Here is a 24935-nt window from a genome sequence, read left to right on the forward strand (position 1 = left end):
AGCTGACTCCGTGAGGAGTCGGCTTTCTTTGAGGTCGCCCATGACAACACACTTGGAATTGGATGCCACGGTGTACAGCCTCGAAGCTGTACAAAAGGCTGCCTACAGGTTCATTGATCGCCTCACTGTGCTAATTTCTCAAGGCCAAGGCACCGTGGTTTGCGAGGTGGATTTGGTCAAGGGCATCCAGATGCCGCAGGAAGATGTTCTCGCCAACTTCAAACGTGAACTGCTCGATCAGCAACTCCGTTTGCAGATCAAACGAGAAACAGAGCCAGCTAGAAACCTGATTCTCGCCTACGCGTTCTCTCGTACGGGGCTACAACAATGAGCAAGTTCCGTAGCCTCGAGAGTTATCAGAACAAAAATTCTGGTAAATATCAGCTGCTGCCGTTCCGGTTCGAAACTCTGGATGACCAAAGCGTCGTTGCTACCAATGCCGTTGGTGAGTTTGCTTTCCTCTCCCGCCGACAGCTCCAGGAGCTTGTAGCGCATCGTTTGAGCCCTACCGACCCTGACTACATCATGTTGAGGTCGCGGCATTTCCTCCGCGAGGACGGTGACGAAGCTAGCCTGGACCTACTCGCGCTAAAGACAAGAACCAAGTTTAGCAAGCTCCGAAATTTCACAAACCTACATATATTCGTCGCGTCGCTTCGCTGCGACCATAGCTGTCAGTATTGTCAGGTCTCTCGACAATCGGAGAACAAAGCGGCCTTTGACATGACTCCCGAGACGGCGGACAAGGCTCTCGACCTTGTGTTTCGTTCTCCGAACCCGGCCATCAAGATTGAGTTCCAAGGTGGTGAACCACTTCTAAACTTCGAATTGATTCGCTACGTAGTTCAAAAGGCGGAACAACGAAACAAGATCGAGGGTCGGGATCTGCAGTTTGTTATTACAACGACCTTGTCACTAGCCACCGACGAAATCCTGGAGTTCTGTCGGGACCACAAGATTTTTCTGTCATCCTCCCTGGACGGCCCTCCCGACCTGCATAATAAGAATCGTCCGCGCCCCGGCCGGGATAGTCACGAACGATTTGTCTCTGGCCTCAAGCGAGCACGCGACATCGTAGGCTACGATTCCGTGTCAGCGCTGATGACCACCTCTCCGGCAAGCCTCACCCGGGTTCGTGACATCATCGACGAATATCTGAAGCATGGCTTCGACGGAATCTTCCTACGCCATCTTTCCCCTTACGGTTTCGCCCTGAAGACGAAGAGCTTTCAGGCTTACAACACCGACCGGTGGCTCGAATTCTACAAGGAGGGGATGGAGTACATCCTTGAACTCAACAAGGCTGGAACACATTTTACTGAGTATTATTCCACTCTCTTGCTGACCAAGATGATGTCGGCCGAGGACCCCGGCTTTGTGGATCTGATGAACCCGGCCGGCGCAGGCATAGCAGCCGTGGTATTCAACTACGACGGTGATGTCTACGCGTCGGACGAGAGCCGCATGCTTCGTGAGATGGGAGATACGACATTCCGTCTTGGAAATGTCCATCAGAACAGCTATGAGGAAATTTTCACCTCTGATGCACTTCTGACTGCCCTTGAGGATTCATTTACTTCCTCCGCCCCAATGTGCAGTGATTGCGCGTTCGAGCCTTGGTGTGGCGCCGATCCGGTGTTTCACCATGGAATGTATGGGGACGTCCTTGGACGCAAGCCTGAATCGGACTTCTGCAAGCGCGTCATGGGGATTACCAAGTACCTCTTGGAGAAGATGCGCAAGGACGACGAAGCGAAGGAAATTTTCATGCGGTGGGTCAACCGATGCTAACACTTTCAGGTCGAGTAATACGTATCACTGAGGACAAGGTCGATCGGCAACACGTGCCAGCACCTCGACGACAGTTCTGCCTCAGTACGAATCGTAATCTTCCGCTCCCATTGAGGGAGTCACGAGCTTACTTGGCGCGTTCCGCAGAACCGGTACCCGGTGGCTTCACGCACTACTTCGCGTTCAACAGCCGTCCTCTAAGCTTGGCCGATGATGTGCCTTGTACTCTGTTAGGCGACGAGTTCTCTTACCTCGCAGATGGCGACGTGGTCAGCTTGACCGATGACGGTAGGATCAGGGCCCTCTTCAGGGCGACGTCTGAGCACAACAGCATCCTCCTTACCGAGCAGTGCAACAACTATTGCTTGATGTGCTCCCAACCGCCAAAGAAAGTCAATGACAGCTGGCTGTTGGACGAAGCAATGGAGACCGTGCGTTTAATTCCGCGGAACACCCGTTCATTGGGCATTACCGGCGGAGAGCCAACACTGTTCGGCAAAGGGTTTTTAGATTTGCTTCACCAGATCAAGAACTGGTTGCCACGTACGTCTCTGCACATTCTCTCCAACGGCCGCACATTCTCTGACGTTGCGTTCGCCGAACAGTATGCAGCAGTCCAGCACCCGGATGTCATGATAGGCATCCCGGTGTACTCGGCGGACCCGGCACGACACGACTATGTCGTCCAGGCCGAAGGTGCCTTTGATGAGACGATTCGAGGCATTCTGAACCTCAAGCGCCTTAATCAGAAAGTCGAGATTCGTGTCGTCGTGCACAAGCAAACCTATGAAGGACTGCCAGCACTCGCTGAATTCATTGCACGGAACCTTCTGTTTGTAGACCACGTCGCCCTAATGGGACTGGAGATGACCGGTTTCACCCGCGCGAACCTGGACGCGCTATGGATCGACCCTGCCGACTACAAAGCCGAGCTCAGTAAGGCTGTCCGGATTCTGAGAAGCTATGGGCTTCGGACATCAGTCTATAACCATCAGTTGTGCTTGGTGAATCCTGACGTCGAGCCCGCTTATGTCAAGTCCATCTCTGATTGGAAGAACGAATACGCGTCCGAATGCGGATCCTGTACGCGACAGAGCGAGTGCGGTGGATTCTTCTCTTCTGGCATTCAGCATGGCTACAGCAGGTCGATTCGCGCATTCACGTAGCGTAGGATGAAATGCGGCACAGCGAGCATGGAAGGCAGATGGGTGCCCTCTGCCTTCGACGCCGGAGGCCATCACGAAACGTTAGGCGTGGACATGAAATTTGCTGTCGTGAATGGAGAGCGCCAAGAGGCCCAGCCTGGACTATCGGGCACCTGCCCGTCATGTGCCCGACCGGTGGTAGCGAAGTGCGGGGAAATCAAGGTCTGGCACTGGGCTCACCAAGGAGGTAGAGCTTGCGACCCATGGTGGGAAAACGAGACGGAATGGCACCGGGCGTGGAAGAGTGAGTTTCCTACCGGCTGGCAAGAGGTCGTTCACAAAGCTGAGAATGGCGAGAAGCACATCGCAGACGTCAGGACCGATCAAGGCTGGGTGATTGAGTTCCAATACTCCTTCCTTCAGCCCGAAGAGCGTCGATCGCGCAATGCCTTCTACCAACACCTCGCTTGGGTAGTGGATGGGACGAGGAGGAAGAGAGATCGCGCGCAGTTCCTTGCAGCCTTGCAGGCCGGCGTATCACTCCGTTCAGGCTTCCCGATACGCAGAGTCTATCCAGATGAATGCGCTTTGCTACGGGAATGGGGAGAGACCAAGGCGCCGGTGTTCTTCGACTTCGGGGATGGACCGTCTCTTTGGTGGATTCTCGCTAAAGGGTCCAGCGGGAATGCTTATGTCGCCCCGTTCTCGCGAGCAGACTTCGTGGCAATCCATCGCGATGGGGCCACAGAGATGGCGAGGGACTTCCAGGCGCTAGTGAATGACCTTGGCAGACTCATTGCCGACTACGAAAGACAAACCACCCGTCAGGCTCCGAGTTTCTCGATGCCCTTGTCCCGCGGCAGGTCTCGCGGGCGCTTATAGCTGCGCCATGCCCGCAGCGCTTGGGTTCGCGAACCGTCGCATATTGCACCAAAGTCAAAGCCACCCCGCTGAGTGCGCCCTTGAAGAGATGCTGAAGGCCTACCTTGCCCACGGCGACTTCACCGAAAATAAGATTGATTTCATTTTTCGGCGGTCGCCCCCCGGCGTACGGAAGCTCGCGTCACACCTGGATGCATCAGTCTGTGCTCGGCGTGCGCAGGAGCGAATCCGAGCGCATGGGGTTAGGCCGCTGGCGGATGCCTCCGATGTCTTCGGCCGGGACCCGTAGCGGTGGCGAGCTACTGACCACCGTGCATCCCGAGACATACTCTTGGAGTCTTCATCGTAGCTTGGTAGACCCAGCATACCGTACCCTACCAACGGTTGATGAGACTTATGACCGATGGGTTGGCGCTGTACAAGTACGTACTGATCCTTCTATTCTTCCACCACAATAGAGACCCGGGGGCGTGGTTATCTAATTAAATGACAGGACAATGTGTCGACATGGCCGTTGGGGCGGGGGTTCAACTGGCGGATGATTGAGCTCCACGCTGCGACATGAGCTGACCTATGTCAGCGGTCTCTTGAGCTCCCCTCCAATGCGTGGAATGAGGTACAGTCGTACTGGCTGCACTGCCAGCTAAGGGAGTACTAATGAAAATTGGCATGCGAAAGCCATCGCTTAAGAAGACGATTGCCGCTAGGACGTCCCCCGCTCGGTTCGTACGCCATAGTCTTGGTTTCAAACTTCCACGCGGATGGGGATGGCTGACGAATCCCAAGCGGGCAGCATACAACCGCGTCTATTCGAGGACCACGTTTAGCATCTGGCACTTGCTAAAGAGTCTATTCGGGGGGAAGCGGTAGGGCACCTTAGTTCTCATTCGTTGACGCGGGTGAATGCCGGCGGCTGCAGCGTAAGCTGACAAGTCGAGGAAATCCAATGGCAACACTGGCTGACGTCGGCGATGTCGCCAGCAACAGTACATTTAAATCTACAGATAACTGCGAACGAGGGAGTCGACGTGAGCGAACAAATATCATTTGAGACAAATGACTTTGCCTCCAACCCGGAGCCCCGTTGCCCCTGCGTTCTGCTACTGGACGTCTCGGGCTCGATGGGTGGCCAACCCATTGAGGAGCTCAATGCGGGGCTGGCAACCTTTCATGACGAGCTTGCGGCTGACTCTCTAGCCATGAAGCGCGTGGAAGTGGCCATCGTCACGTTTGGCCCCACCAAGATTGAGATGCCATTCACCGGGGCGTCCCAGTTCTACCCTCCGACGCTCGTTGCGCAGGGTGATACCCCGATGGGAGGGGCGATTATGCAAGCCCTGCAACTCGTCCAGGAACGCAAGCAGGAATATCGAAACAACGGCATCTCCTACTACCGCCCCTGGGTCTTCCTCATTACCGACGGTGGCCCGACGGACCACTGGCAGAGCGCCGCTGCTGCAGTGAAGGAAGGCGAATCTAGCAAACAGTTTGCGTTCTTTGCCATTGGCGTCAAGGGCGCCAACCTGGAAGTGCTCAAGCAAATCAGCGTGCGCGAGCCGCTGTCTCTTGAAGGCCTGCGATTCCGGGAACTCTTTAGCTGGCTCTCGAGCTCGCTGCAGTCAGTATCCCGGTCCACTCCGGGCACCGACGTTGCCCTCGAATCGCCCAAGGGCTGGGCCTCCGTGTGAGCTGGCTCGCTATCGGTGCATCGGAAGTCGGCACCTCGCACCAGGAAACCAGCCGACCTTGTGAAGACAGCTGCTGGACGGACGTGCTAACCACGTCAGCTGGCGTGCCCGTCTTAGCCGTATTTGTGTCGGACGGGGCCGGCAGTGCCCAGTGCGGAGGCGAAGGCGCGGAACTGGCCATCCAGACAGCGGCTGCTTTCATCGTAGAGCAGGTTCAGCAAGCTGAGTTTGCGCTGACCGATGCCTTCGCGGTCAGCTGCGTGACCCGGATACGGGAAACGCTCTATGCCAGAGCTGATACGGACGGCCTGAAAGCCCGGGACTTTGCCTGTACCTTTTTGGGCGTCGTCTCCTTGGCCGGCGTGACCCTGGCCATGCAGATTGGTGACGGCGGCATTGTGCTTGACACAGGCGCTGGTCTGGAGGTAGCCATCGTCCCTATGTCTGGCGAATACGCCAACATGACGCATTTCGTTACCGACGAGGATGCCGTGTCCATTCTGCAAACCCGGGGGTACTTGGGCCCCGCCCGGAAGGTCGCCGTCTTCACGGATGGCATACAGCGCCTGGCTCTGAATATGACCGACAACACCCCGCACGAACCGTTCTTTACCCACTTCTTCAAGGTAATGGAGCACGCGAAGGCAGAGCAGCAAGACCAGCTGGATGCTGCACTGGTGAAGTTTTTGAGCAGCTCAGCAGTCAACGAAAGAACCGACGACGACAAAACTCTGGCGCTAGCCGTACAGAACTGACTCGACCATGAACAAGACTCTGTTCACCGCTGGCGGCACGGTGATTCAACTCGGAGCAGAAATGGGCGTGGGCGGTGAAGGCGCGGTCTTCGACGTGCCAAGCCGTCCCAAGCAGGTTGCCAAGGTCTACCACGCCAAGCATCTGCCTGCCCCCCAAAAGGCCGCGAAGTTAGCCTTCATGGCCTCCACTGCCGACGACCTGCTGCTAAGTTATGCAGCTTGGCCACAGGACACGCTGCACAGCTCAAAAGGTGGCCCAATGGTGGGGTTTCTGATGCCAAAGGTATCAGGCAAAGCCCCGGTCCATATGGTCTATAGCCCTGCACACCGTCGCCAAGACCGGCCCAAGGCCGCATGGGATTTTCTCCTGTTCGTCGCCCGCAACACTGCGGCAGCATTCGACGTCCTGCATCGTCATGGGCATGTGCTTGGCGACGTCAACCAGGGGAATGTACTCGTAGGCGATGACAGCAAAGTTGTCCTGATTGACAGCGACTCCTTTCAGGTTGATGCCCGAGGTACGCTGCATTACTGTGAGGTTGGGGTTTCGCACTTCACCCCGCCTGAGTTGCAGGGCCTGTCCTCCTTCAAAGGCTTCAAGCGGACTGCAAATCACGACAACTTCGGGCTCGCCCTCCTCATCTTCCACCTGCTATTTGGCGGCCGGCACCCCTACTCCGGCGTTCCTCTGCGAGACGGTGTCGGCGAATCCCTGGAGGGCGACATCAAGGCGTTCCGTTTCGCCTATGCGCGGGATGCGCGAAACCGAGGATTCCAGCCTCCGCCGCGCACCATCCCCTTGTCCCTGGTTCCCAAACCCATGGAGGATATGTTCTACACAGCCTTCACCGAACAGGGGACAGCAAAAAGGCCCATCGCGGCAGATTGGATGCATGCGCTGGATGACCTTCGGCAAAAGCTAACGAAGTGCTCGACCTCTCCCGCTCACGTCTACCCCAACCATCAGAGCACCTGCCCTTGGTGCGCACTGGAACGGGACGGCGTGCTGTACTTCGTTTACCTGGCCTCCACCAAGATACCTACTTCAAGCGGATTTGTTCTCGCTCAAGTGTGGGGACTTATCGAGGCCGTCCAGCCACCTCCGGCCATCGTCATTCCAAACGTCACGTCGGCCGGACTTAAGCCCACCCCGCTACCGGGTAACATCCGGAGCAAGCGTTCGATTTCAGTCTACAAGGCGCTTGTGATTATCCTGGCTGTCGGCCTCACGGTGGCCTTTCCGATGGCTTGGCTACTGACTGTGATTGGGGGTTTTGTTGCTTACTCTAAGGTGGTTAGTTCGGCAAATGGAAAGTGCGAAGCTGAGAATACTCGCCGTCGTAAGACCCTCAGTAATGCCGAGTATGAGCTGGAGGCCTTGGTTGAGCAGCTCAAGAAGGACGCAGGACCAGAAGTGTTTAGGCAGAAAAAGCAGGAACTGAAAACGTATCGCCACGAGTACGAGCAGCTACCCAACCGGGAGAAGCAAGAGCTGACTGCGCTAACAGCAGGTGCGGAAGCGCGCCAACGCGAAAAATTTCTGCAAACCTGCTTCATTGACATCGCCGATATTTCGGGGCTGGGCCCAAGTCGTAAGACTGCTCTGCGGTCATTCGGCATTGAAACCGCTGCAGACGTAACAAAATCCCGTGTCATGCAGGTGCAAGGCTTTGGAGAGAGCCGAACCAGGGCAGTTTTGGACTGGCGCGCCAGCTGCGAGCGCCGGTTCCGGTTCAACCCCGCCACCGCCGTAACAGCGGCCGACCAGAATGCCGTCAAGCTGCGGATTCATCAGCGCCGGGTCGCCCTTGAAGGCCTCCTCAAGAACGGCGCGGCGGTACTGAAGTCGTGCCAGGAGGCAGCGGTGCGCAAGATTAGCGAGGCCCAGTTCAAGCTGACCAGTCTCGCCACGGATGTCGAGCAGGCCAGGCTGGACGTGACGGTGATTGCTTGAGCACTACACCTCATCGAAGCCAGAGCACCAAAGCCCCCACAATAATGCAGCCCCGCCCCGTCATGATCAGCCTGGCAGCATAGGCGTAGTGTTTTCTCCCGCGGCGGACCATCTTGGCCCGCCGCTTTTTCGTGCCCAGTGGCAGCCCCAGACATCGCGCGACTATCCCAGTTATTGGCGACAATCAAAATAAGCACGCCTTATTTATGTAGTTTTCTCTTGTTTTATCGGTGGCGAACGCGTATCCTGATGCTTCGAAAACGGAGAGATTCTTATGGAGCGGCATCGGGAAGCGCAGCTACGCCAGGTCCTGGATGAGGTGTGGCTGGTCGGAAGCAAGGCCATTCGTTGGGATGAGTTCTACCTGTGGACTGGGGTGCAACGCATCGCCAAGAAGCCCTGGCGCGATGTCTATCGGATCTGGGAAGAACTATGTCAAGAGCAAGGCTGCGACGAGGCCCTTCCCCTGACCGTCTTGTCAAAGGACTTCGCTGTGATCTTCCGCCGCGACGCGTTCGAGGAGGAAAAGGAAACCAGCATTGAGGAGCTTGTTTGATGTCGACCGAACGCACCGATGTGATCCAACAGGATGCCGAGGGCTCGACGGAATCCGCGCCGACCGCCGTGCGCATGGCCACCACGCATACCGCGGTGCTAATCCCAAGCTTCCGAAAAGGCACGTTCCTGAAGTCCGGCCGCATTGACTCGACGAAGGCGCTGCTCGGCGAGCGCCACCTGATCTTGTCGTATGAAGGCTATGCGTGTAGTGAGACGATGAGGCTAGGGACCGAGCGGCCTTTCTATGAGGTCGCCTTCCGCGGTCAGGTGTATCGCCTGCTGGAGCGCCCGGCAGCCGGCCACGGCAACGGCTTTGTCCACCGGGAGCACGAGCTGGTTCGCACACGGGCCCCGGGCCTGCGCTGCGACGGCGAATTCGACGCGCCGCCCGCCACTGCGCCGAACACTCCCCGGGCACTGGTCGAGGATCTGCAGGAGGTGCTGAAGGTTGACCTGGCCGAGATCCTCTCCCACGCCTACAGCATCTTCCACTTCCGGTTGGACCATAAGGCCGAGTATCCGACCACCCTGGAGCCCGAGGGGTACACCCTGCGCCAACTGTTCCTCATGAGCACGGACGCGGAGGGCAATCTGCACACGCTTTACGAGACGCCGGCCGGGACGAACGTCGAGCTGTGGACCTTCTTCCTGCGTGCCTTGGATGCCCGCAATCCGAAGCTCGTGGACTACGTCAATTCGAGCATGGCGGCCAAGGAGTTCGGCGAGGCTGGCACTCTGGCGATGCACGAGGCCTTGCGGCTGCGATACGGCAACTCGCGCTCCGTCATACCGACCCAGGGCAAGCGCTTCATCGAGCTGTTCCCGCCCTCCAAGTTCTCGACCAAGGTCACGCGGGAAGTCGGCGCAAACTCGGGGCTGATGTAAGCATCTGCCGGCCGGAGCCAACGGCCGCCACATCCCACGTCATCCGACGGCGGCCTTCCTGTGAGGTCGCCGTTTTCATTTCTGCCTGCGGGGTGATCAGCACCCAGGGCTGCAGCCGTTGGCGCGCGAGCGAAAGCCAAGCGGCGAATTCCCACCAGAGCGGCTCCTTCGCCTTGCTCCCAGGATGCGTGATGGGATGCTGCCTCGGCGCGCATGAAAAAAGAACGCCAGGTTGGCGGTCTCGAGTTGGGCTGACGGGTTAGACGCCGTCTTAGACGTTGGTGATGCGCACAGCGACACCGCCCTTCCTTCCTCGGCACTGACCGTTCGTTCGATCGTTTGTATTGTTATGGCTAGTTGTGCTGGAAAGCTCGGCGTCCCACCATGCCACAGCACGAAGCCGAAAGCAATTACCTACATGTTGGACATCGCACACATAGACGTGTCGCGACTGAGCAATCCTCTGTCAATACCGGTCATGGAGGCTGAGACCTCTGGATGACCGAGTGGGGTCGGCTAGAGACGACCGTCGACTGTTCGCGCGGTCCATCGTCACAACCCAATTATTTCGTGATCGTGAAACTATTCATTGGAGATCCAGGGCTGAACACCTGTGCGTCGACGGTCGACGGAGGTGCAGGCGGCGCCGACAAGCGGCCGCCCTCCCCCTTTCAACATAATCTCACACCAATCCGTAAAATTTCGCTCATCGGGCGATATGTTCAATGCGACCTCGTCAGTTGCCGTGCCTTGATGTTCCTTAGGATGGTTGGCTACCCCAGTTCCGAGGGGCTATCAGCAGAACCACGATAGATGACATCAAACAGCGTGGCCGGCCAGACTGATTGGCCTTGAATCGCGTTCAGTGCGAGGCTCTGCGTTGGCGAATCGCAACATACCCCTCTTCGCGATGCACGATCGAAGTTGTCCACGATGCTACGTTCTTGTTCAGCCTAGCTTGATGGCTCGGCGCGCAATCGCGAACCGGCAAAATGCCTCTTCTTACCTCACAACCATGGTTACTCCAAAACTAGTTGCCAAGATCGAAGCTGAAGAACCCGCACTGCGGCTTGCTGTTCTGATCGACGCGGACAACGCGCAAGCCGCGGTCATTGAGGGCATTCTTGGCGAAGTGGCTCGGTTTGGCGAGGCAACGGTGAAGCGCATCTATGGCGATTTCACGTCGCCGCAGAGCGCCTCGTGGAAGAAGGTGCTGCAGACGTACGCCATCAAGCCGGTTCAGCAGTTCGCATACACCAGCGGAAAGAACGCTACCGACAGTACACTTATCATCGACGCAATGGATTTGCTTTACACCCGGCGGTTCGGTGGCTTTTGCCTAGTGACGAGCGACAGCGACTTTACCGGGCTGGCGACTCGGATTCGGGAAGAAGGATTGGTCGTCCTGGGTTTTGGAGAGCAGAAGACGCCTGATGCCTTTCGGAATGCCTGTAACAAATTCGTGCTCACTGAACTGCTTCGACCCGCTCCGGCGGAGGCCGTACCCGCTGCAGGGCCCAAACCTGAAACCGCAACTGTCCCTATGATTACGCCGGCAGGCTCCGGGATAAAAGCGCCAGTGCCAAGTTTCCCGAGGGATTTCATGCTTTCTGCGATTGACCAGTCATCGGACGAGAATGGCTGGGCACATCTCGGTACCTTTGGGAGCTACCTCACGAAGCTGCAACCTGACTTTGACCCACGGGTTTATGGGTTCAAGAAGCTATCCGATCTGGTGAGATCGCGCCAGGACATCTTTGTGACCGAAGAGCGCACTCCGCCGGGTCAAACTCAGAAGCAGCTCTACCTAAAGTCCAAGTGAGATGCCAGCTTGGGTAAAGCCCTGGGCTATCGGTCGAGGATGCCTTTCGCAACACTCAGGTAGTGGAGCGGAAGCTCAGCAGACTTATTCGCATGATGGGACGGGGTCGCACAATAGCATACACTTCAAGGCAACTTCGACAAAAAGCAGGGAATTCAATTGGAAGAAGACGTAGACATCGCGGGCGCAGACCACTCGGTCCATTCGGTCCTGCGCGAACGAATCGTAGAACATCTATTTGTCGGCCAGGTTTTACAGCGTCTCTGGCAACGGGGCGTCACGGATGTTGAAGTGCTGCGCTCGGAATTCGACGCAGGTGGATACGATTTAGTGATGAACTACGGGAATATTGTCAGGCACGTCCAACTGAAGGTCTCTGTAGTTGGGGCCGCGACGTCGAAGATCACTGCTAGTTTGAAGCTGCAGGAGCGCCCTAGCGGATGCGTCTTGTGGATAGTAGTTCGCCAGTGCTTGTCGATCGAGTCCTATCGCTGGTATGGGGATCTACCTGGTAGACCACTCCCTTCTATCCGCGACATGAAGGTCGCTAAGCACTCGCGCGCGGACTCGACCGGCCAAAAGGGCGAGCGGCCTAACCAACGGGTCCTGCCTATAAGCGGTTTCCAACGCATCCATTCGTTGGACGAGTTGCTCAAGATGTTGCTCGGGGTACCGCTACCTAGTACTAGCGCGGAGGTGCGCACCTCCGCGGCATGATCCAACACGGCAATATGTTGATTGAGCTGGCATGACATGATGCTTCGCTGTCGGTCGTTTATCGGCCATCACGTTGCTATCCAATGAGTTGGCACGATTAACCAGTAATCCATCACAGCGACATAATTTTAGCGAAAGCTATCATTTAGCCATATTAAAAGAATATTTTTTGAGGAGATTTTCGTGATCGAGCATGGTGATATCATATTTACGCAAATAGGTTCAAGTCAAAATGCAATTTCCGCAGTCACAGAAGGCTATCGAGGCGCTCTTGTCAACCACGTTGGGGTCGCGATGAAGAACAAAAAAGGAACCTTTGTTCTTGAGGCGTTCCCGCCGGAAGTGAGAGTGACAAATGTTGATGTCTTTCTACGGCGATCAAATGATGCGGAAAAGAAACCCCGCTATTTAGTTGGCCGACTAAACCCTACCTTTTCACCGCTTGTGCCCTTGGCCATTGACTACGGGCTTCAGCTACGCGATCGTCCTTACGATCAGTTCTACCTTACAGACGAAAAAGCCTTGTACTGCAGCGAACTAGTTGTCGACATGTTCAAGGCAGCTAACGGGGGCGAACAATTCTTTGTTGAGCGGCCGATGAGCTTCAGGGACAAGGTAACCGGCAAGATTTTGGAAGCGTGGACCCATTACTACCAGCAGTTTGGGATGGAAGTGCCTGATGGCGAACCAGGTTCCAATCCCGGCGACATCAGTAAAGATCCTCGCCTGGAGGTCGTTCACATAGAGGGAAAACTTGCTGGCTACCATGCGTCATAGTTTTCGCTGCATCTAGAGAAGCGCGCCAAACCGATCTAGGGTTCCTTGGCCCGCAGAGGGCGAGTAAATCGTACGCATCACCGATGACATATAGCGAATCACGCAGAGGTCAAGCACGCGCGACGGTCTGCGATAAGGCAACGTTATCGTGCCTTGAATAGGGGTAGGAAACGGCGTGCGCCGTCCCCTCCCTCCGAACCCGGTGTGCGGTTTACCCGCGACGGGCTCTCCAGTCAGTTGTTTCCACATCGGGATTGGCGCGCCAATCGAAGGGCCTCGGACATCGTGAACAGCCCAAGATTAGCGAAAAAGGCATTTGGCCATCGGGTGTGATCGCGAAGGCAATGACCCTGCCCCGGACGATGAAGCTGTCGGCGCAAGATCGCTCGCAGACGGCGACGAACAAAGCCGTCGACCGACGAGAAGGTGTAGCGGTGGGCGTGCTGGAAATAGCCGAACCAGCCACGCAGGGTCGGGTTGATCGACGCAATGATGCTCTCGATCGAATCGCCCCTGTTACGCTTGGTCAGGGCCCGGATTTTATCCCGCAACCCCATAAGACTCTTCTTGCGCACCCACCGTTGGCCCGCCTCGAACCGGTAACCGAGAAACTCGAACCCATGACCCTCCAGCCGGCAATCCCCAACGTGGGTTTTGTCGGGATGCAGTGTCAGGCCGTTCGCATCCACCCAAGCCCGCATGCGAGTTAGCGCAGCTTCCGCTTCCTCACGTGTGCGGCATAACACCACGGCGTCATCCGCGTAGCGCACCATGACCAGCCCTGCCTGACGCATTTCCACGTCAAGCTCGTGCAGGTACAGATTTGCCAACAGAGGGCTGATGACCGCCCCCTGCGGACTCCCAGAAGTGGGCGTCCAGCGCGTCATGTCTTCCATGATGTCTTGCTTGAGAAAGGATTGGATAAGTTCCAGAACCCGGCCGTCCGCGATGCGCCCGGCCACTCTCGCGAGAAGGGGCAGGTGTGGGATCGAGTCAAAATAGCTTTGCAGATCGGCATCGACCACCCAGCAGTAGCCCGCTTTCACATGTCGGTCCACTTCGCGCAGTGCATCCTTGCAGCCCAAGCCCGGGCGGAAGCCGTAGCTTCTCGGCTCAAACTCATGCTCAAAGATCGGCTCGATGACCAGCTTCAGGGCCGCTTGAACGACGCGATCCTTCACAGCGGGTATACCGAGCGGGCGGCGTCCTTTACCTTTCGGTATGTAGACGCGCCGCACCGGCTGCGGGCGATAGCTACCATCCTGCAATGCATGCGCCAGTTCAGCAAGGTAGCGGTCCCGCGCTTGCGCGAATCGCTTCACGCTCATGCGGTCCACTCCCGCTGCCCCGGCGTTCTTCTCGACCTGAGTCCATCCCAGCGCGAGCGTGTCCAGGCGAAACACCTTGTCAATCAGACTGTGCCATTTACCTCCCTTAACTCCGTTTTGTAGAGCAGCCAACATAGCGTCCGTCCAGATTGAAGCTGACGCGAATTTCCGCTGCACGCAGCTTCCCAGCGCGTTTGCATCTCGTCTAGTCGTTTCCGACACTGGCGATGCTTCGATCTTCATCTCTGCTTCCTTCCGGTCTTTTGCTATCAACTTTCCTGCCCCGCTTCCCTAGTGCGCCTTTTGCTCTGACGCAGGTCTCCACGGCTCTACGCTTCCGTGTGCAGTACTATCGGGACTCTGACTCCTGCCAGCGTTCACCTCGCCGGCAGGTCTCCCCGCTTGCTTCGTGCCACCATCCCATCGTTCCGTCCTCAATCACGTGGTACGCCACCGCACCGCTTTGTCCGCCACGACAGCGTGCTGTGTTACTTCCAGGCTTCGCCACTTTAGTGCAGGCTCGCCGCCATACCCCGCCGAAACAGGTTCGTTAACCTACGGACCGACAGTTCGCTTCCGGTTACTCCCCACCCCGTCTCACGACGACGCAGTTACCTTCGGCTACGGAGCTGTGGCCAACTCCGACAGGGACTTTCACCCTGCAGATGGCACGCCATCACGGGCGTACACTAAACCGCTGACGCGGTAGGGGTAGTCGGCCGGCGCCGGCAGCTCCGATATTACGCTGGAGACCGGTTTCCCCTTCGAGTGGGACGATGGCAGCGCAGTTCCTGCTGCCTTAGTCACTTCGAGAGGAGACCATCATGACGGCATTACGTCGGCGCATGACCGAGGACATGCGCGTGCGCTAATGCGGAGAAGTTTGTAATGTGAAGGAAACGCCGATAAGCATTGTCGCAGCTACGCTGTGTTGCCTCTTTCCTTCACATTACGAGATGGCGTCTCAAAGCGAATCAAGCCAATCCAAAAGCGTGGCGGACCGCTTCCAGCGAGGGCGATGCCCAACCGCGGAGGGTACGTCGAACTGTTGAAGTGCCTCACGCATTGTTTGCATGTTTGCTTGAGCATACTGATTGGTCATATCCAGACTCGCATGTCCAAGCCAACTTCGAATGACCGTGACGTCAACGTGAGAAGCCACAAGATGGACGCCCGTCGTGTGGCGCCATACGTGTGGCGTAACGCGTTTTGACGATAACGAGGGCACCTGCTGACACGCTGCCTGGACGTACTGCCGCAGTTTGAATCGGACACCCGAAGCGCTCAGTGGCGATCCGTAGCGATTGACGAAGAGGCGCTCATCTGGAGCGTGCGGTTGGCGTCTTAATAGGGCTTGGAGCAGCGTGACTGTTTGCGGCCACAACGGACAGGTCCTTTCTTTCCTGCCCTTGCCCAGCAGCCGCACCTGGAAAGGCGCCTCGAAACGGATGTCCCGTGGACAAAGATCCAAAGCCTCCTGGATACGCGCGCCCGTATTGTAAAGAAATGAGAGTAGAGCGTGATCGCGCTGCCCCTCAATGGTGCTGCGGTCGGGCTGAGCCAAAATGGCCGCCACTTCGTCTGACTCCAGATAGCAGATCACCCGTCGCTGCATGCGCTTGCTTGGAATGGCAAGCACCTGCGCACATTGGGCCAGTGCCGACGGCTCTTGCGTTTCCACAAAACGGAAAAAACTCTTTAGCGCTGCGAGACGGCAGTTGCGTGTGCCAATTGAAACATGGCGCTCATCTTCGTTATGCTGGAGAAAAGCAAGTACCTCGCTAGCGGTGATCTGCGCCATGCTTAGGCTTTCGATCTGACACCTCTGGCGCTCAGAGGTAAAACGTAAAAACAGACGCCAAGTGTCTCGATAAGATAATACAGTGTGGACTGAGACGTTGCGCTGCTGCACGAGCCAGTTCTCGAAGAAAGCATGTAGCAATTGAACAAACGATGCGTTCATTCGCATGATTGACCTCCAACCGGATCGCTGAGGTTGCGCGCGCCGAAGGCCTCAAACCGTTCGGATGCTTGCTGCAGCAACTCTTGCGTCGAGGTGAGATAGACGAGGGTCGACTGGATACTGACGTGCCCAAGATATGACGCCAGGTAAGGCAACTGAACCTGGGGGTTGATCCCATTCCGATACCAAGCGATCATCCGATTTACCGCCATGGCATGTCGAAGATCATGAACACGGGGACCCACATAGCCGGGCAAGGGCTTCAGGCCAGCGTCCCGGATGACCTGGACCAACAGCTTGCTGATCCTGATCTGGGAGTAGGCTCGGGACGTTTGCGCGTTCCAGAACAGGGCAGAGGCACTATCAGCGGGAGCGCCTGCTGCCAAGCGGGCCTGGAGATAAGCGCCTAGTGCTCTCATGACCGTCATCGTGACCGGCAACAGACGCGCCTTGTAAAACTTCGTGTCGCGCACTGAGATGGTTGCGGCCTCCACATCAATGTCTTGCACCTTCAGACGGACGATCTCTCCGAGCCGAAGGCCGGCACAGTAGGCAAGCACGATCATTGTGTACAGGGCGATGGGCCGCAGGGGTGCTCGCGGAGACGGAAAGACGCTTGCAACCTTAAGCAGTTGCGCGACCTCGTCTGGTGTATAGATATAAGGTCGTCGCTGGTTCCGCTTGACCACACCACGCAGGTCCCGAGGCGACCGCGGAATGGCCACGGGTACGCCTTTGCGCTGCATGGCTTTAGCGAGAACACGGCCAGTCTCAGCGCATTCCATCGCATGTCGGGGCGTCGAAGGGGAGTTGGCCCACTCTCTAACGAGCACTGCGAGGGGTTCCGCCTCAAGATCGGGCCGAGTTTGTAGAAAGCGATCGAACCGGGCCAACCGGCTTTGCACTGTGTGATAGCGAAATCCCAGTGAGTGCATCATCGCTATGTGCTCCCGCATTAGAGGGCCCAGGTGACTTGCAAAGAGGGGCAGCGGTCGAAGTGCCTCCAAGGCGGCATCGGGATCTTGACTGAGCAACGCGCGAACCACTGGCGTAGTGCCGCGTGGGCTGTAAGCGCCACGCAACTCCGACAAAGGATTGCGCTCAAGGCGCCTATTCGCGACCAGCCAGTCGAGAAAGCGATCCACCAGCCGGGCGTGGCCGAAGAGCACACGTTGCGGTAATAGCGTGGCCCTCGTCTTAAGCCAGTGCACGATAGTCGCGCGAGAAGGAGGTTGCGTGCCTGAATACGCGAGAGCGCACCGCTGGAACCCAGCAAGGACATAGTGGTAACTGTTGCGTGCCGAGGTGCTTCGCAATCGTAGTTGCTTGACAAAGACGCGATACAGGTCGCATTGGGCGTCGGGCCAACTGTTCATGATTCGCTCCCCGTCGGAACGTCCAGCCCCACCTCGCGCAATTCGTTCACGGACAGTTTGAGGTACTGCCTCGTGGACGACAATGAGCGATGGCCCAGGACATCAGCGATAGTCTTGAGTGGAGATTGCGTGCCCAGCAGGCTGACCGCGCACGCGTGTCGTAATGCATGAGGTCCCTGATTACGTGCGATGGGGACACCCGCGTTACGGAGACGATCAACAACAACGTGATACACCCCACTACCTTGCAAGGACCGGTGCGGAGCCGCAGTCCGGATGAAAATCTCGCGGGCAGTGGTCTGGGGACGACCATTGCGCAAGTAATCCAGGATGGCTTCCCCGACAGTGCGCAGCAAGGGCAGCATGGATTCCGATCGGGTCTTGGTATGGCGAATACGAATGCGTTCCCCTCTCCAATCCAGTTCCTCCAGGCGGAGCCTCGCCACTTCGCTTGCGCGCAGTCCATAGGTGCAAAGCATCAGCAGGATCGCATAGTCGCGCAATCCCTTCGGGCTGCGATCCTGCTGCGCGGATTCGAGGAGCAACTCAACTTCTCTGGTGCGTAGCGCCGAGGGAATGGCCTCGTCAGCATAGATTCGAGGACTGATCAAATCAGGGGCAAGATCTCGAACAACCCAGCCGTTCTGATGCAGGTAGCGCAGGAAGCTACGCAACGCGTTCACCATATTCTTGATGGCGCCCCGTCCTAAATGCGACGCTTGGGACTGCACATAGCGGTCGATATCAGCCAGCGTGATCTGCGCAAGCAGCGCCTTGGTTCCTCCTCCGTCCAATGATTCGAGGAAATGTAGGACGATGCGTTGACGCGTGGATAGCGTTGTGCTCGCCAAATCACGCGTCGTCACGAGCCAGCTGACGTATGAATCGCAAAGTTGCTTATGAAATGCCTCGCGCGCGCTTGCAGGTATTGGAGCCGGAGGCCAGCGGCCTTGCACCAGACGCAACAACATCTGAATACCGCTGAGATGCCAGTTGCGCCATGCCTCAAGATTCTGTGGGCTACGTCCGTTCCGCCGCCGGAACCGGCGTAGCTGGTAGTTCAGGTACGCGGTCACGTGAACGGGCTGAATCTGTTCGACCTCGATTTGGCGCTGGCGCGTGTAGGTGAGGAATCGCAGGGCAACATGCAGGCTGCGCTTACACGCCTCATCGGAGTAACGTTCCTCGCGCAGATGAGTTTCGAGCCGGGCGAGAGATTCCGGCAATGATGTCGTCGGTAACATATGCACCTCCTTGGGGGGGCATCACCAAGGATCGCGCATTCTTCATTCTTGCAATTGTTATGCGAAGCGAACCGGCTACAAGCGTCCGCCCCGCGGGGTCCGATTGCCTCTCCTTCACATTACAGACTTCTCCGCATTAGCGGATTAATCGTCAGCTGGCGATTAATCCGCAACCTCGCAGCCAATACCCAGCGCATCTACCTTCATTATGTTCGTGCGTTTGCCCAGCATTTCGGGCGTTCGCCTGAGCTTCTGGGCCCGGAGGAAGTCCACGCCTGGCAGTTGCATCTAGTGGAATCCCAGCGATCCCGCAGCACGCTCGTGGTGGCCACCTCCGCGTTGCGCTTCCTCTACCATGTCACGCTTAAACGAGACTGGGCCATTGAGGAGATCGCCGCATCGAAGAGGCCTCGCATGCTGCCGGTCATTCTCAGTCCGGATGAGGTGATGCGGTTTCTCGAGTCCATCCCCAGCGTCAAGCACCGCGCCATCCTGATGACGGCTTATGCGGCGGGCCTGCGGATCTCGGAAGCGCTCAGTCTGAGGGTCTGCGACATCGACAGCCAACGGATGGTGCTGCGTGTCGCGCAAGGCAAAGGGCAGGTCGACCGCTACGTCATGCTTTCATCGCGCCTGCTGGAGATCCTGCGCAGCTACTGGCGTATTGGCCGTCCGCAACATTGGCTGTTCCCCGGCAGCGTTCCGGGCCAGCACATCACCCCCGGTACCGTGAGGCGCGCGTGCGGTGATGCCCGCCGCCGTGCCGGCATCACCAAGCCCATTACGCCACACGCGTTGCGGCATGCGTTCGCGACGCACCTGCTCGAGTCCGGTACCGACGTGCGCACTATCCAACTGTTGCTTGGCCATCGCAACTTAGCCACGACCTCGCGCTACCTGAAGGTCGCCACCAGCACCGTGTGCGCGACCACCAGCCCCTTCGACCGCCTCCCTCGACCACCGGCCTCGACCATTTCGCCCGAGCCACCGCCCGCACGCGACTGACCGCGCTCATGCCGGCCCCGCTGGAGCTGGCGGACATCCTGCGCCGCCACGGTCCGTCGTATCGTCAACTGCACGCCGACTCGCTTGGTCGCGAGCCGCAGCGTGTCATGCGCGCCATCGAGCAATGCCGTACCGCGGCCTTGGGCGGTCATGTCGAGCAGTGTGATAGCTGCGGCCATCAGCGTATTGCCTATAACTCATGTCGTAATCGGCACTGTCCGAAGTGCCAGTCGCTCGCCCGCGCGCAGTGGCTTGACGACCGCCAGGCGGACCTCCTGCCTGTGCCGTACTTCCATGTCGTCTTTACCCTGCCCGAGCCAATCGCGGCAATCGCCTTCCAGAACAAGCGCGTGGTCTATGACATCCTGTTTCAGGCCACCGCCGACACCCTGCGGACCGTCGCCGCGGATTCCCGCCACCTGGGTGCCACGCTCGGCTTCATCGCGATCCTGCACACCTGGGGACAGACGCTGGTACATCATCCACACCTACACTGCGTCGTCCCCGGCGGGGGTCTCTCGCTGGACGGTAAGCGCTGGGTCGCCTGCCGACCCGGGTTCTTCCTGCCCGTGCGGGTGCTCTCGCGCCTATTCCGGCGATTGTTTCTCGCGCGCCTGCAACATGCCTTCGACGCCGGAAGGCTGCGATTCTTCTCAACGCTAGCGCACTTGGTCAAGCGCGACTCCTTCCTCGGCCATCTTGTCGGCCCGCGCCACACTGGAGATGACCCGTTTTTTCGGACAGCACCTATCTTGAACCAAAGGAGGTGCTCACCATGGCTAAACATCACATGCCGTATGCCGCGGCCTTCCGGCAGCAAATGGTTGACCTGGTCCATGCAGGTCGTCGACCGGAGGATCTGGCCAAGGAGTTCGAGCCCACGGCTCAGACCATCTACGGCTGGGTCGCCCAGGCCGAACGTGACGCAGGCACACGTCATGACGGCCTGACCAGTGCCGAGCACCAGGAACTCACGCGGCTACGCCGTGAGAACCGGCAGCTCAAAATGGAGAGGGAGATATTGGCAAAAGCCGCGGCCTGGTTTGCCCGGGAGACCGACTCGCTGCCCGACAAGGGTACGAATTCATGAAGGCGAACCAGGCTCGCTATCCGTTGTCCACCATGGCCCGGCTGCTTGAGGTCTCGCGCAGTGGCTTCCATGCGTGGAACGGGCGCTGCCCCAGCCCCCGTGTCGTGCGCGACAAGCTGCTGCTGGTGCAGATCCGCGCGATCCACTCCCGCTCCTATGGCACCTATGGCGTGCCCCGCATACACGCAGCGCTGCTGCGTCAGGGGATCCGGGTGGGGCGCAAGCGCGTGGCCAGACTGATGCGTGAGGCCGGGCTGCGCGGGGCATGCCGGCCTCACTTCATCTGCACGACGCGCCGCGCAGCGTGGGCCAGACCCGCTGCCGATCTGGTGCAGCGGCACTTCCGTGCCGAGGCCCCCAACCAGTTGTGGGTTGCCGATGCGACATACATTCCGACCAGGGCCGGCTTTTACTATCTCGCTGTCGTCCTCGACGTGTACAGCCGACGCATCGTGGGCTGGGCCATGGGCAACCACCTCCGCACTGCGCTGATGCTGCAGGCGCTGGACATGGCCCTGGCACAACGTCGTCCCACCGAGGTGATCCATCATTCGGATCAAGGCTGCCAATACACGTCTGTGGCGTTTGGCCAGCGCTGCCGGGAGGCCGGGGTGCGGCCGTCCATGGGCTCGGTCGGCGATGCCTACGACAACGCGATGTGCGAGGCCTTCTTCGCCACGCTCGAATGTGAGCTGCTCAACCGTTCGCACTTCGCGACGCACGACGACGCCCGGCGCGGACTCTTCACCTGGATCGAAGGCTGGTACAACCCACATCGCCTGCACAGTGCGCTCGGATATCGCTCCCCGCAGGAATTTGAACAGCTACCGCCCGGGATCAGACATCCGTCGCTACACCGGGCCTACACTGCCCCATCACAAGGAGACAACCCATCGAACTAAGATTCCAATGCAAATCTGTTCGATAAAACGGAGTAACCCCACACAGAGTGGGTCGTCTATGCTAAGGAGCCGTTCGGTGGCCCCCGGCAGGTCCTGGACTATCTGGGCCGCTACACGCATCGCGTAGCGATCTCCAACAACCGGCTACTTGAGCTTACCGAGGAGCACGTCACGTTCCGCTGGAAGGACTATCGCCACCCCGGCGAGCCGCACGCGATGTCCTTACCCGCCCACGAATTCATCCGACGCTTCCTGCTGCACGTGCTGCCGCGAGGATTCCAGCGGATCCGCCACTACGGCCTGCTCAGCAATCGCTCACGCGAGCGTGGGCTGGCCGATTGTCGCCGGTTGCTCGAGGCCCCGCCCTTGCGCGAGGTTCGCCTTCTCCCGCAGTCTGACTACCGCGACCGCTACGAGAAGCTGACCGGCCGGTCGTTGTACGACTGTCCCGTCTGCGCGCGGGGGCGCATGTTTTGTATCGAGCGCCTGTTGCCAACCGCTTTGCCACGCGCACCGCCGAGGAGGGTTGCATGACCCCCCACGCGCATGCCGTCAATCACTGCGTTCGCTCCCTTTGGCGCGACACAGCAGGCAGGTTCGTGCCACAGGCCTCCAAGCGTCGCCGGCTCCGCCTAGGGTCAGCCGCCGATCCCACGCAATGGCATCCATTGCCCACTCAGGTGCGAAGCAAAACTCCCAATCCGCACTGTCGCTGGCATCCGACCCGCAGGCGCAACGCGATTCAATGCCCATAGGGGTCGCTTCAGAAAACGGAAAATTTTGCACGCTAAGCGATCGCTAGCCCCCGCCGGGCGCCAACTACCGGGCGACGAACCTGAACCATAGAATTCGGAGATAGTGTCCCGGCGGAGACACCGGACGTCCGCGGCCATATTCTACGAGTCAGCCAATTCTGCTCAACGAGAGGCAAGCCGGCACCGCCGTGTAGAGCATCAACCATAAAAGTGGCTCAAGGGGCACATTGTGCTGCCCGCCAGTTGATCTGTGTCCGCGGACCGCGACCTGCGTGAGACGTGCCGAGCCGGCCATTGTTATCCAGCGAGCCGCGCCACAAGGCAGGATCCCAGTCGAACTGTGCGTCTCTGCTGGGGAGGCTTGGCCTTGCAACGCGTCAAAGGCGTGATTGCGAAAGCAAGCGTCAGGTACGGCACTTACCCCAACGCCAGGCGGCGCGACAAATACGCTCCATGCGGCACATAGATGTGGCGCCGTGTAACGGAAGCAACCCCGGTGATGCAATGTAAGCGAATCTGCCCAACCGTGACCGGGGGCAGCACGAATCAGCCGATGTCCTTTCGCGGAACGGCGCAAGCTGGCCCCTTGAAATTTGGCTGCGCAATTACTATTTTATTTTCGCTCAGGCAGTCGCGACCATTGCGCGCTGCGTGTTTCTGTTTGTTTGCCAGCAGCTTGGCAGGTGGATGGGAGCGCGTATGCCCCTTCGCCTCCTTGCTGCATCGAAGGAGGATACGACCATGAGCGATCTATTCTTTGGAACCGACGTTTTCAGCGAGCTCGACCGCATGCAAAGGCAGATGGCGAGTTTGTTCGGCGGCTTCCCATCCAGCATCCGCTCCGGCCGCTTCGGGGCATTTCCCCCGGTCAATATCGGTGCCACGGACGATTCCATCGAGATTGTCGCGTTCGCACCCGGGCTCAAGCCAGACCAGTTCGAGGTGTCGATCGACAAGGGCTTGCTGACCATCAGCGGCGAGCGCGAAGCGGCGCAAGCTGCGCACGATCCCGAGGTCCGGCTGTATGCGCAAGAGCGATTCACCGGCACGTTCCGGCGTGTGGTCGAATTGCCGCAAAGCGCCGACCCCGACAAAGTCCAGGCGCGCTATGCCAACGGCTGCCTGTCTATCAGTGTCGGCAAGCGCGAAGCCTCAAAGCCCCGGGCGATCACGGTCCAATAACGTGAGGAGAATGCCATGAACGAGACTACCCAAGTGGCTGAACGCAACCAGAACGCGGTGACAACAGGTCAGGAGGACAGGTCCACGCCGACGATGACCCTGCTTCCCGCGGTCGACATCGTCGAGGACAGCAACGGCGTCACCCTCTGGGCCGATCTTCCGGGTGTGACCAAGGACAAGCTTGAGGTGAATGTCCACGACGGCAACCTCCATATCGAGGCGGAAGCGGTCGTGCCCACGCCCCAAGGCCTGCGGGTGCAACACGCGGAGATTCGACAGCCTCACTTCGCCCGCGCTTTCTCGCTAAGTGCCGACCTTGACGCGTCGAAGATCGAGGCGAACCTGCAGGACGGCGTGCTCAAGCTGACGATCCCGCGTCGCGACGAAGCGCGTCCGCGTCGCATTGCAGTCAACGTGGCGTGAGTTGCCGCCGCCGGGTACCGGTGGCGTCTGCAAGGGCGCCACCGCAGTACCCGCGGAAATGGGCTGGACATACATCGGTGAGGACAAGATGAAAACAGACCTGGGCAAATGGAACCCATTCAAGTTCCTACGCAAATCGACAGAGGATAGGCAGCCGACGGGCGAGTCGTCGAATGTTCCAGCGCCAAGGCACTGGACACCGGACTGGCCCGACGTTTCACGGCTATTTTCAAGCGATCCCCTGCGTGCGATGGGCGAGTTCCTGCATGAACCCTTCGCGGGCTTCGGCGGCCTGGATCGATGGTTCGGTGACTTCAGTTCTTCGCGCTTCCAACCTCGCATCGATGTAGTCGATGATGGCACGGCGCTGAGGATCACGGCGGAACTGCCCGGCATGGATCGCGAGGACCTGCAGACCACCATCGAAGATGGCGCGCTGGTGTTACGGGGTGAGAAGAAGCAGGACATTCAGAGCGAGGAAAACGGCTGCTACCGGCTGGAGCGGGCATACGGCGCTTTCATGCGCAGTATTCCGCTGCCCGATGGCATCGACCTCGATCACATCGATGCGAAGTTCGACAGAGGCGTATTGACGCTGCGTCTACCCAAGACCGGCTCGTCGCAATCTGCGGTGAAGAAGATCGAGGTGAAGTGAGCGAAAGATGGCGAGCTGCGTCAAGGGAATACACTCGC

General features: G+C 58.5%; 20 protein-coding genes and 3 pseudogenes. 19 read left to right on the forward strand and 4 right to left on the reverse strand.

What is annotated here, in order from left to right; translation table 11 throughout:
• Positions 1 to 40 precede the first annotated feature (40 nt).
• From hxsD to CTP10_RS34390, 12 genes are all read left to right on the forward strand, one after another.
• Entirely contained in the window at positions 41 to 331 is a 291-nt protein-coding gene (gene hxsD, locus CTP10_RS34335) for a His-Xaa-Ser system protein HxsD (protein ID WP_116323184.1), read from the forward strand.
• On the forward strand, positions 328 to 1791 hold the full coding sequence (hxsB, locus tag CTP10_RS34340) for a His-Xaa-Ser system radical SAM maturase HxsB (protein WP_116323185.1): 1464 nt from the start codon (positions 328 to 330) through the stop codon (positions 1789 to 1791). Before hxsD ends, hxsB begins: the two co-directional genes overlap by 4 nt.
• The gene (gene hxsC, locus CTP10_RS34345; protein WP_116323186.1) at positions 1785 to 2957 is read left to right on the forward strand and encodes a His-Xaa-Ser system radical SAM maturase HxsC; all 1173 of its coding nucleotides are present in this window, start codon (positions 1785 to 1787) and stop codon (positions 2955 to 2957) included. Before hxsB ends, hxsC begins: the two co-directional genes overlap by 7 nt.
• A 93-nt stretch (positions 2958 to 3050) precedes the next feature.
• A complete protein-coding gene (locus tag CTP10_RS41425; protein WP_158577748.1) occupies positions 3051 to 3818 on the forward strand; it encodes a competence protein CoiA family protein in 768 nt (255 codons plus the stop codon).
• A 657-nt stretch (positions 3819 to 4475) separates the two neighbouring features.
• Entirely contained in the window at positions 4476 to 4688 is a 213-nt protein-coding gene (locus CTP10_RS34350; RefSeq protein ID WP_116323188.1) for a hypothetical protein, read from the forward strand.
• Positions 4689 to 4846: 158 nt separating this feature from the next.
• Positions 4847 to 5506, forward strand: a complete 660-nt coding sequence (locus CTP10_RS34355) for a vWA domain-containing protein (RefSeq protein WP_116323202.1) — start codon at positions 4847 to 4849, stop codon at positions 5504 to 5506.
• Positions 5503 to 6261, forward strand: coding sequence for a PP2C family serine/threonine-protein phosphatase (locus CTP10_RS34360; RefSeq protein WP_116323189.1), 759 nt, complete (start codon positions 5503 to 5505; stop codon positions 6259 to 6261). The genes CTP10_RS34355 and CTP10_RS34360 overlap by 4 nt, the downstream gene beginning before the upstream one ends.
• Before the next feature lie 7 nt (positions 6262 to 6268).
• Complete coding sequence (locus tag CTP10_RS34365) at positions 6269 to 8215, forward strand: helix-hairpin-helix domain-containing protein (RefSeq protein WP_116323190.1); 1947 nt, start codon at positions 6269 to 6271, stop codon at positions 8213 to 8215.
• A gap of 274 nt (positions 8216 to 8489) precedes the next feature.
• Complete coding sequence (locus CTP10_RS34370; RefSeq protein WP_116323191.1) at positions 8490 to 8771, forward strand: hypothetical protein; 282 nt, start codon at positions 8490 to 8492, stop codon at positions 8769 to 8771.
• Positions 8771 to 9658 (forward strand): hypothetical protein, encoded by an 888-nt coding sequence (locus CTP10_RS34375; RefSeq protein ID WP_116323192.1) that lies wholly within the window; start codon positions 8771 to 8773, stop codon positions 9656 to 9658. Before CTP10_RS34370 ends, CTP10_RS34375 begins: the two co-directional genes overlap by 1 nt.
• A gap of 1015 nt (positions 9659 to 10673) precedes the next feature.
• The gene (locus CTP10_RS34380) at positions 10674 to 11480 is read left to right on the forward strand and encodes an NYN domain-containing protein (protein ID WP_116323193.1); all 807 of its coding nucleotides are present in this window, start codon (positions 10674 to 10676) and stop codon (positions 11478 to 11480) included.
• Positions 11481 to 12380: 900 nt separating this feature from the next.
• Complete coding sequence (locus CTP10_RS34390) at positions 12381 to 12974, forward strand: YiiX/YebB-like N1pC/P60 family cysteine hydrolase (protein WP_199414721.1); 594 nt, start codon at positions 12381 to 12383, stop codon at positions 12972 to 12974.
• Positions 12975 to 13207: 233 nt separating this feature from the next.
• On the opposite strand, the gene ltrA is transcribed toward CTP10_RS34390, so the two are convergent.
• The 4 genes from ltrA to CTP10_RS34410 all read right to left on the reverse strand — a co-directional run bounded on the left by ltrA (position 13208) and on the right by CTP10_RS34410 (position 18885).
• The gene (gene ltrA / locus CTP10_RS34395; RefSeq protein WP_116324081.1) at positions 13208 to 14545 is read right to left on the reverse strand and encodes a group II intron reverse transcriptase/maturase; all 1338 of its coding nucleotides are present in this window, start codon (positions 14543 to 14545) and stop codon (positions 13208 to 13210) included.
• A 721-nt stretch (positions 14546 to 15266) separates the two neighbouring features.
• Positions 15267 to 16271, reverse strand: coding sequence for a tyrosine-type recombinase/integrase (locus CTP10_RS34400; protein ID WP_116324038.1), 1005 nt, complete (start codon positions 16269 to 16271; stop codon positions 15267 to 15269).
• Complete coding sequence (locus tag CTP10_RS34405; protein ID WP_116324037.1) at positions 16262 to 17641, reverse strand: tyrosine-type recombinase/integrase; 1380 nt, start codon at positions 17639 to 17641, stop codon at positions 16262 to 16264. Before CTP10_RS34405 ends, CTP10_RS34400 begins: the two co-directional genes overlap by 10 nt.
• Positions 17638 to 18885, reverse strand: a complete 1248-nt coding sequence (locus CTP10_RS34410) for a site-specific integrase (protein WP_116324036.1) — start codon at positions 18883 to 18885, stop codon at positions 17638 to 17640. Before CTP10_RS34410 ends, CTP10_RS34405 begins: the two co-directional genes overlap by 4 nt.
• A gap of 135 nt (positions 18886 to 19020) precedes the next feature.
• On the opposite strand from CTP10_RS34410, the gene CTP10_RS34415 reads away from it, so the two are divergent.
• From CTP10_RS34415 to CTP10_RS34445, 7 genes and pseudogenes are all read left to right on the forward strand, one after another.
• On the forward strand, positions 19021 to 19890 hold the full coding sequence (locus CTP10_RS34415; protein WP_271816239.1) for a tyrosine-type recombinase/integrase: 870 nt from the start codon (positions 19021 to 19023) through the stop codon (positions 19888 to 19890).
• Between the two features lie 8 nt (positions 19891 to 19898).
• Positions 19899 to 20609, forward strand: a pseudogene (locus tag CTP10_RS34420) (IS91 family transposase); the annotation flags it as partial.
• A gap of 56 nt (positions 20610 to 20665) precedes the next feature.
• A pseudogene (locus CTP10_RS34425) lies at positions 20666 to 21804 on the forward strand (IS3 family transposase); the annotation flags it as partial.
• Positions 21805 to 21924: 120 nt separating this feature from the next.
• Positions 21925 to 22416 (forward strand): annotated as a pseudogene (locus CTP10_RS34430) (IS91 family transposase); the annotation flags it as partial.
• Between the two features lie 962 nt (positions 22417 to 23378).
• The gene (locus CTP10_RS34435; RefSeq protein WP_116322962.1) at positions 23379 to 23819 is read left to right on the forward strand and encodes an Hsp20/alpha crystallin family protein; all 441 of its coding nucleotides are present in this window, start codon (positions 23379 to 23381) and stop codon (positions 23817 to 23819) included.
• A gap of 15 nt (positions 23820 to 23834) precedes the next feature.
• The gene (locus CTP10_RS34440) at positions 23835 to 24242 is read left to right on the forward strand and encodes an Hsp20/alpha crystallin family protein (protein WP_116322963.1); all 408 of its coding nucleotides are present in this window, start codon (positions 23835 to 23837) and stop codon (positions 24240 to 24242) included.
• Between the two features lie 88 nt (positions 24243 to 24330).
• Positions 24331 to 24897: an Hsp20/alpha crystallin family protein gene (locus CTP10_RS34445; RefSeq protein WP_116323008.1), complete on the forward strand. Its 567-nt coding sequence runs from the start codon at positions 24331 to 24333 to the stop codon at positions 24895 to 24897.
• Positions 24898 to 24935: the final 38 nt, after the last annotated feature.

It is taken from the genome of Cupriavidus sp. P-10 (genome assembly GCF_003402535.2).
Classification (GTDB): Bacteria; Pseudomonadota; Gammaproteobacteria; order Burkholderiales; family Burkholderiaceae; genus Cupriavidus.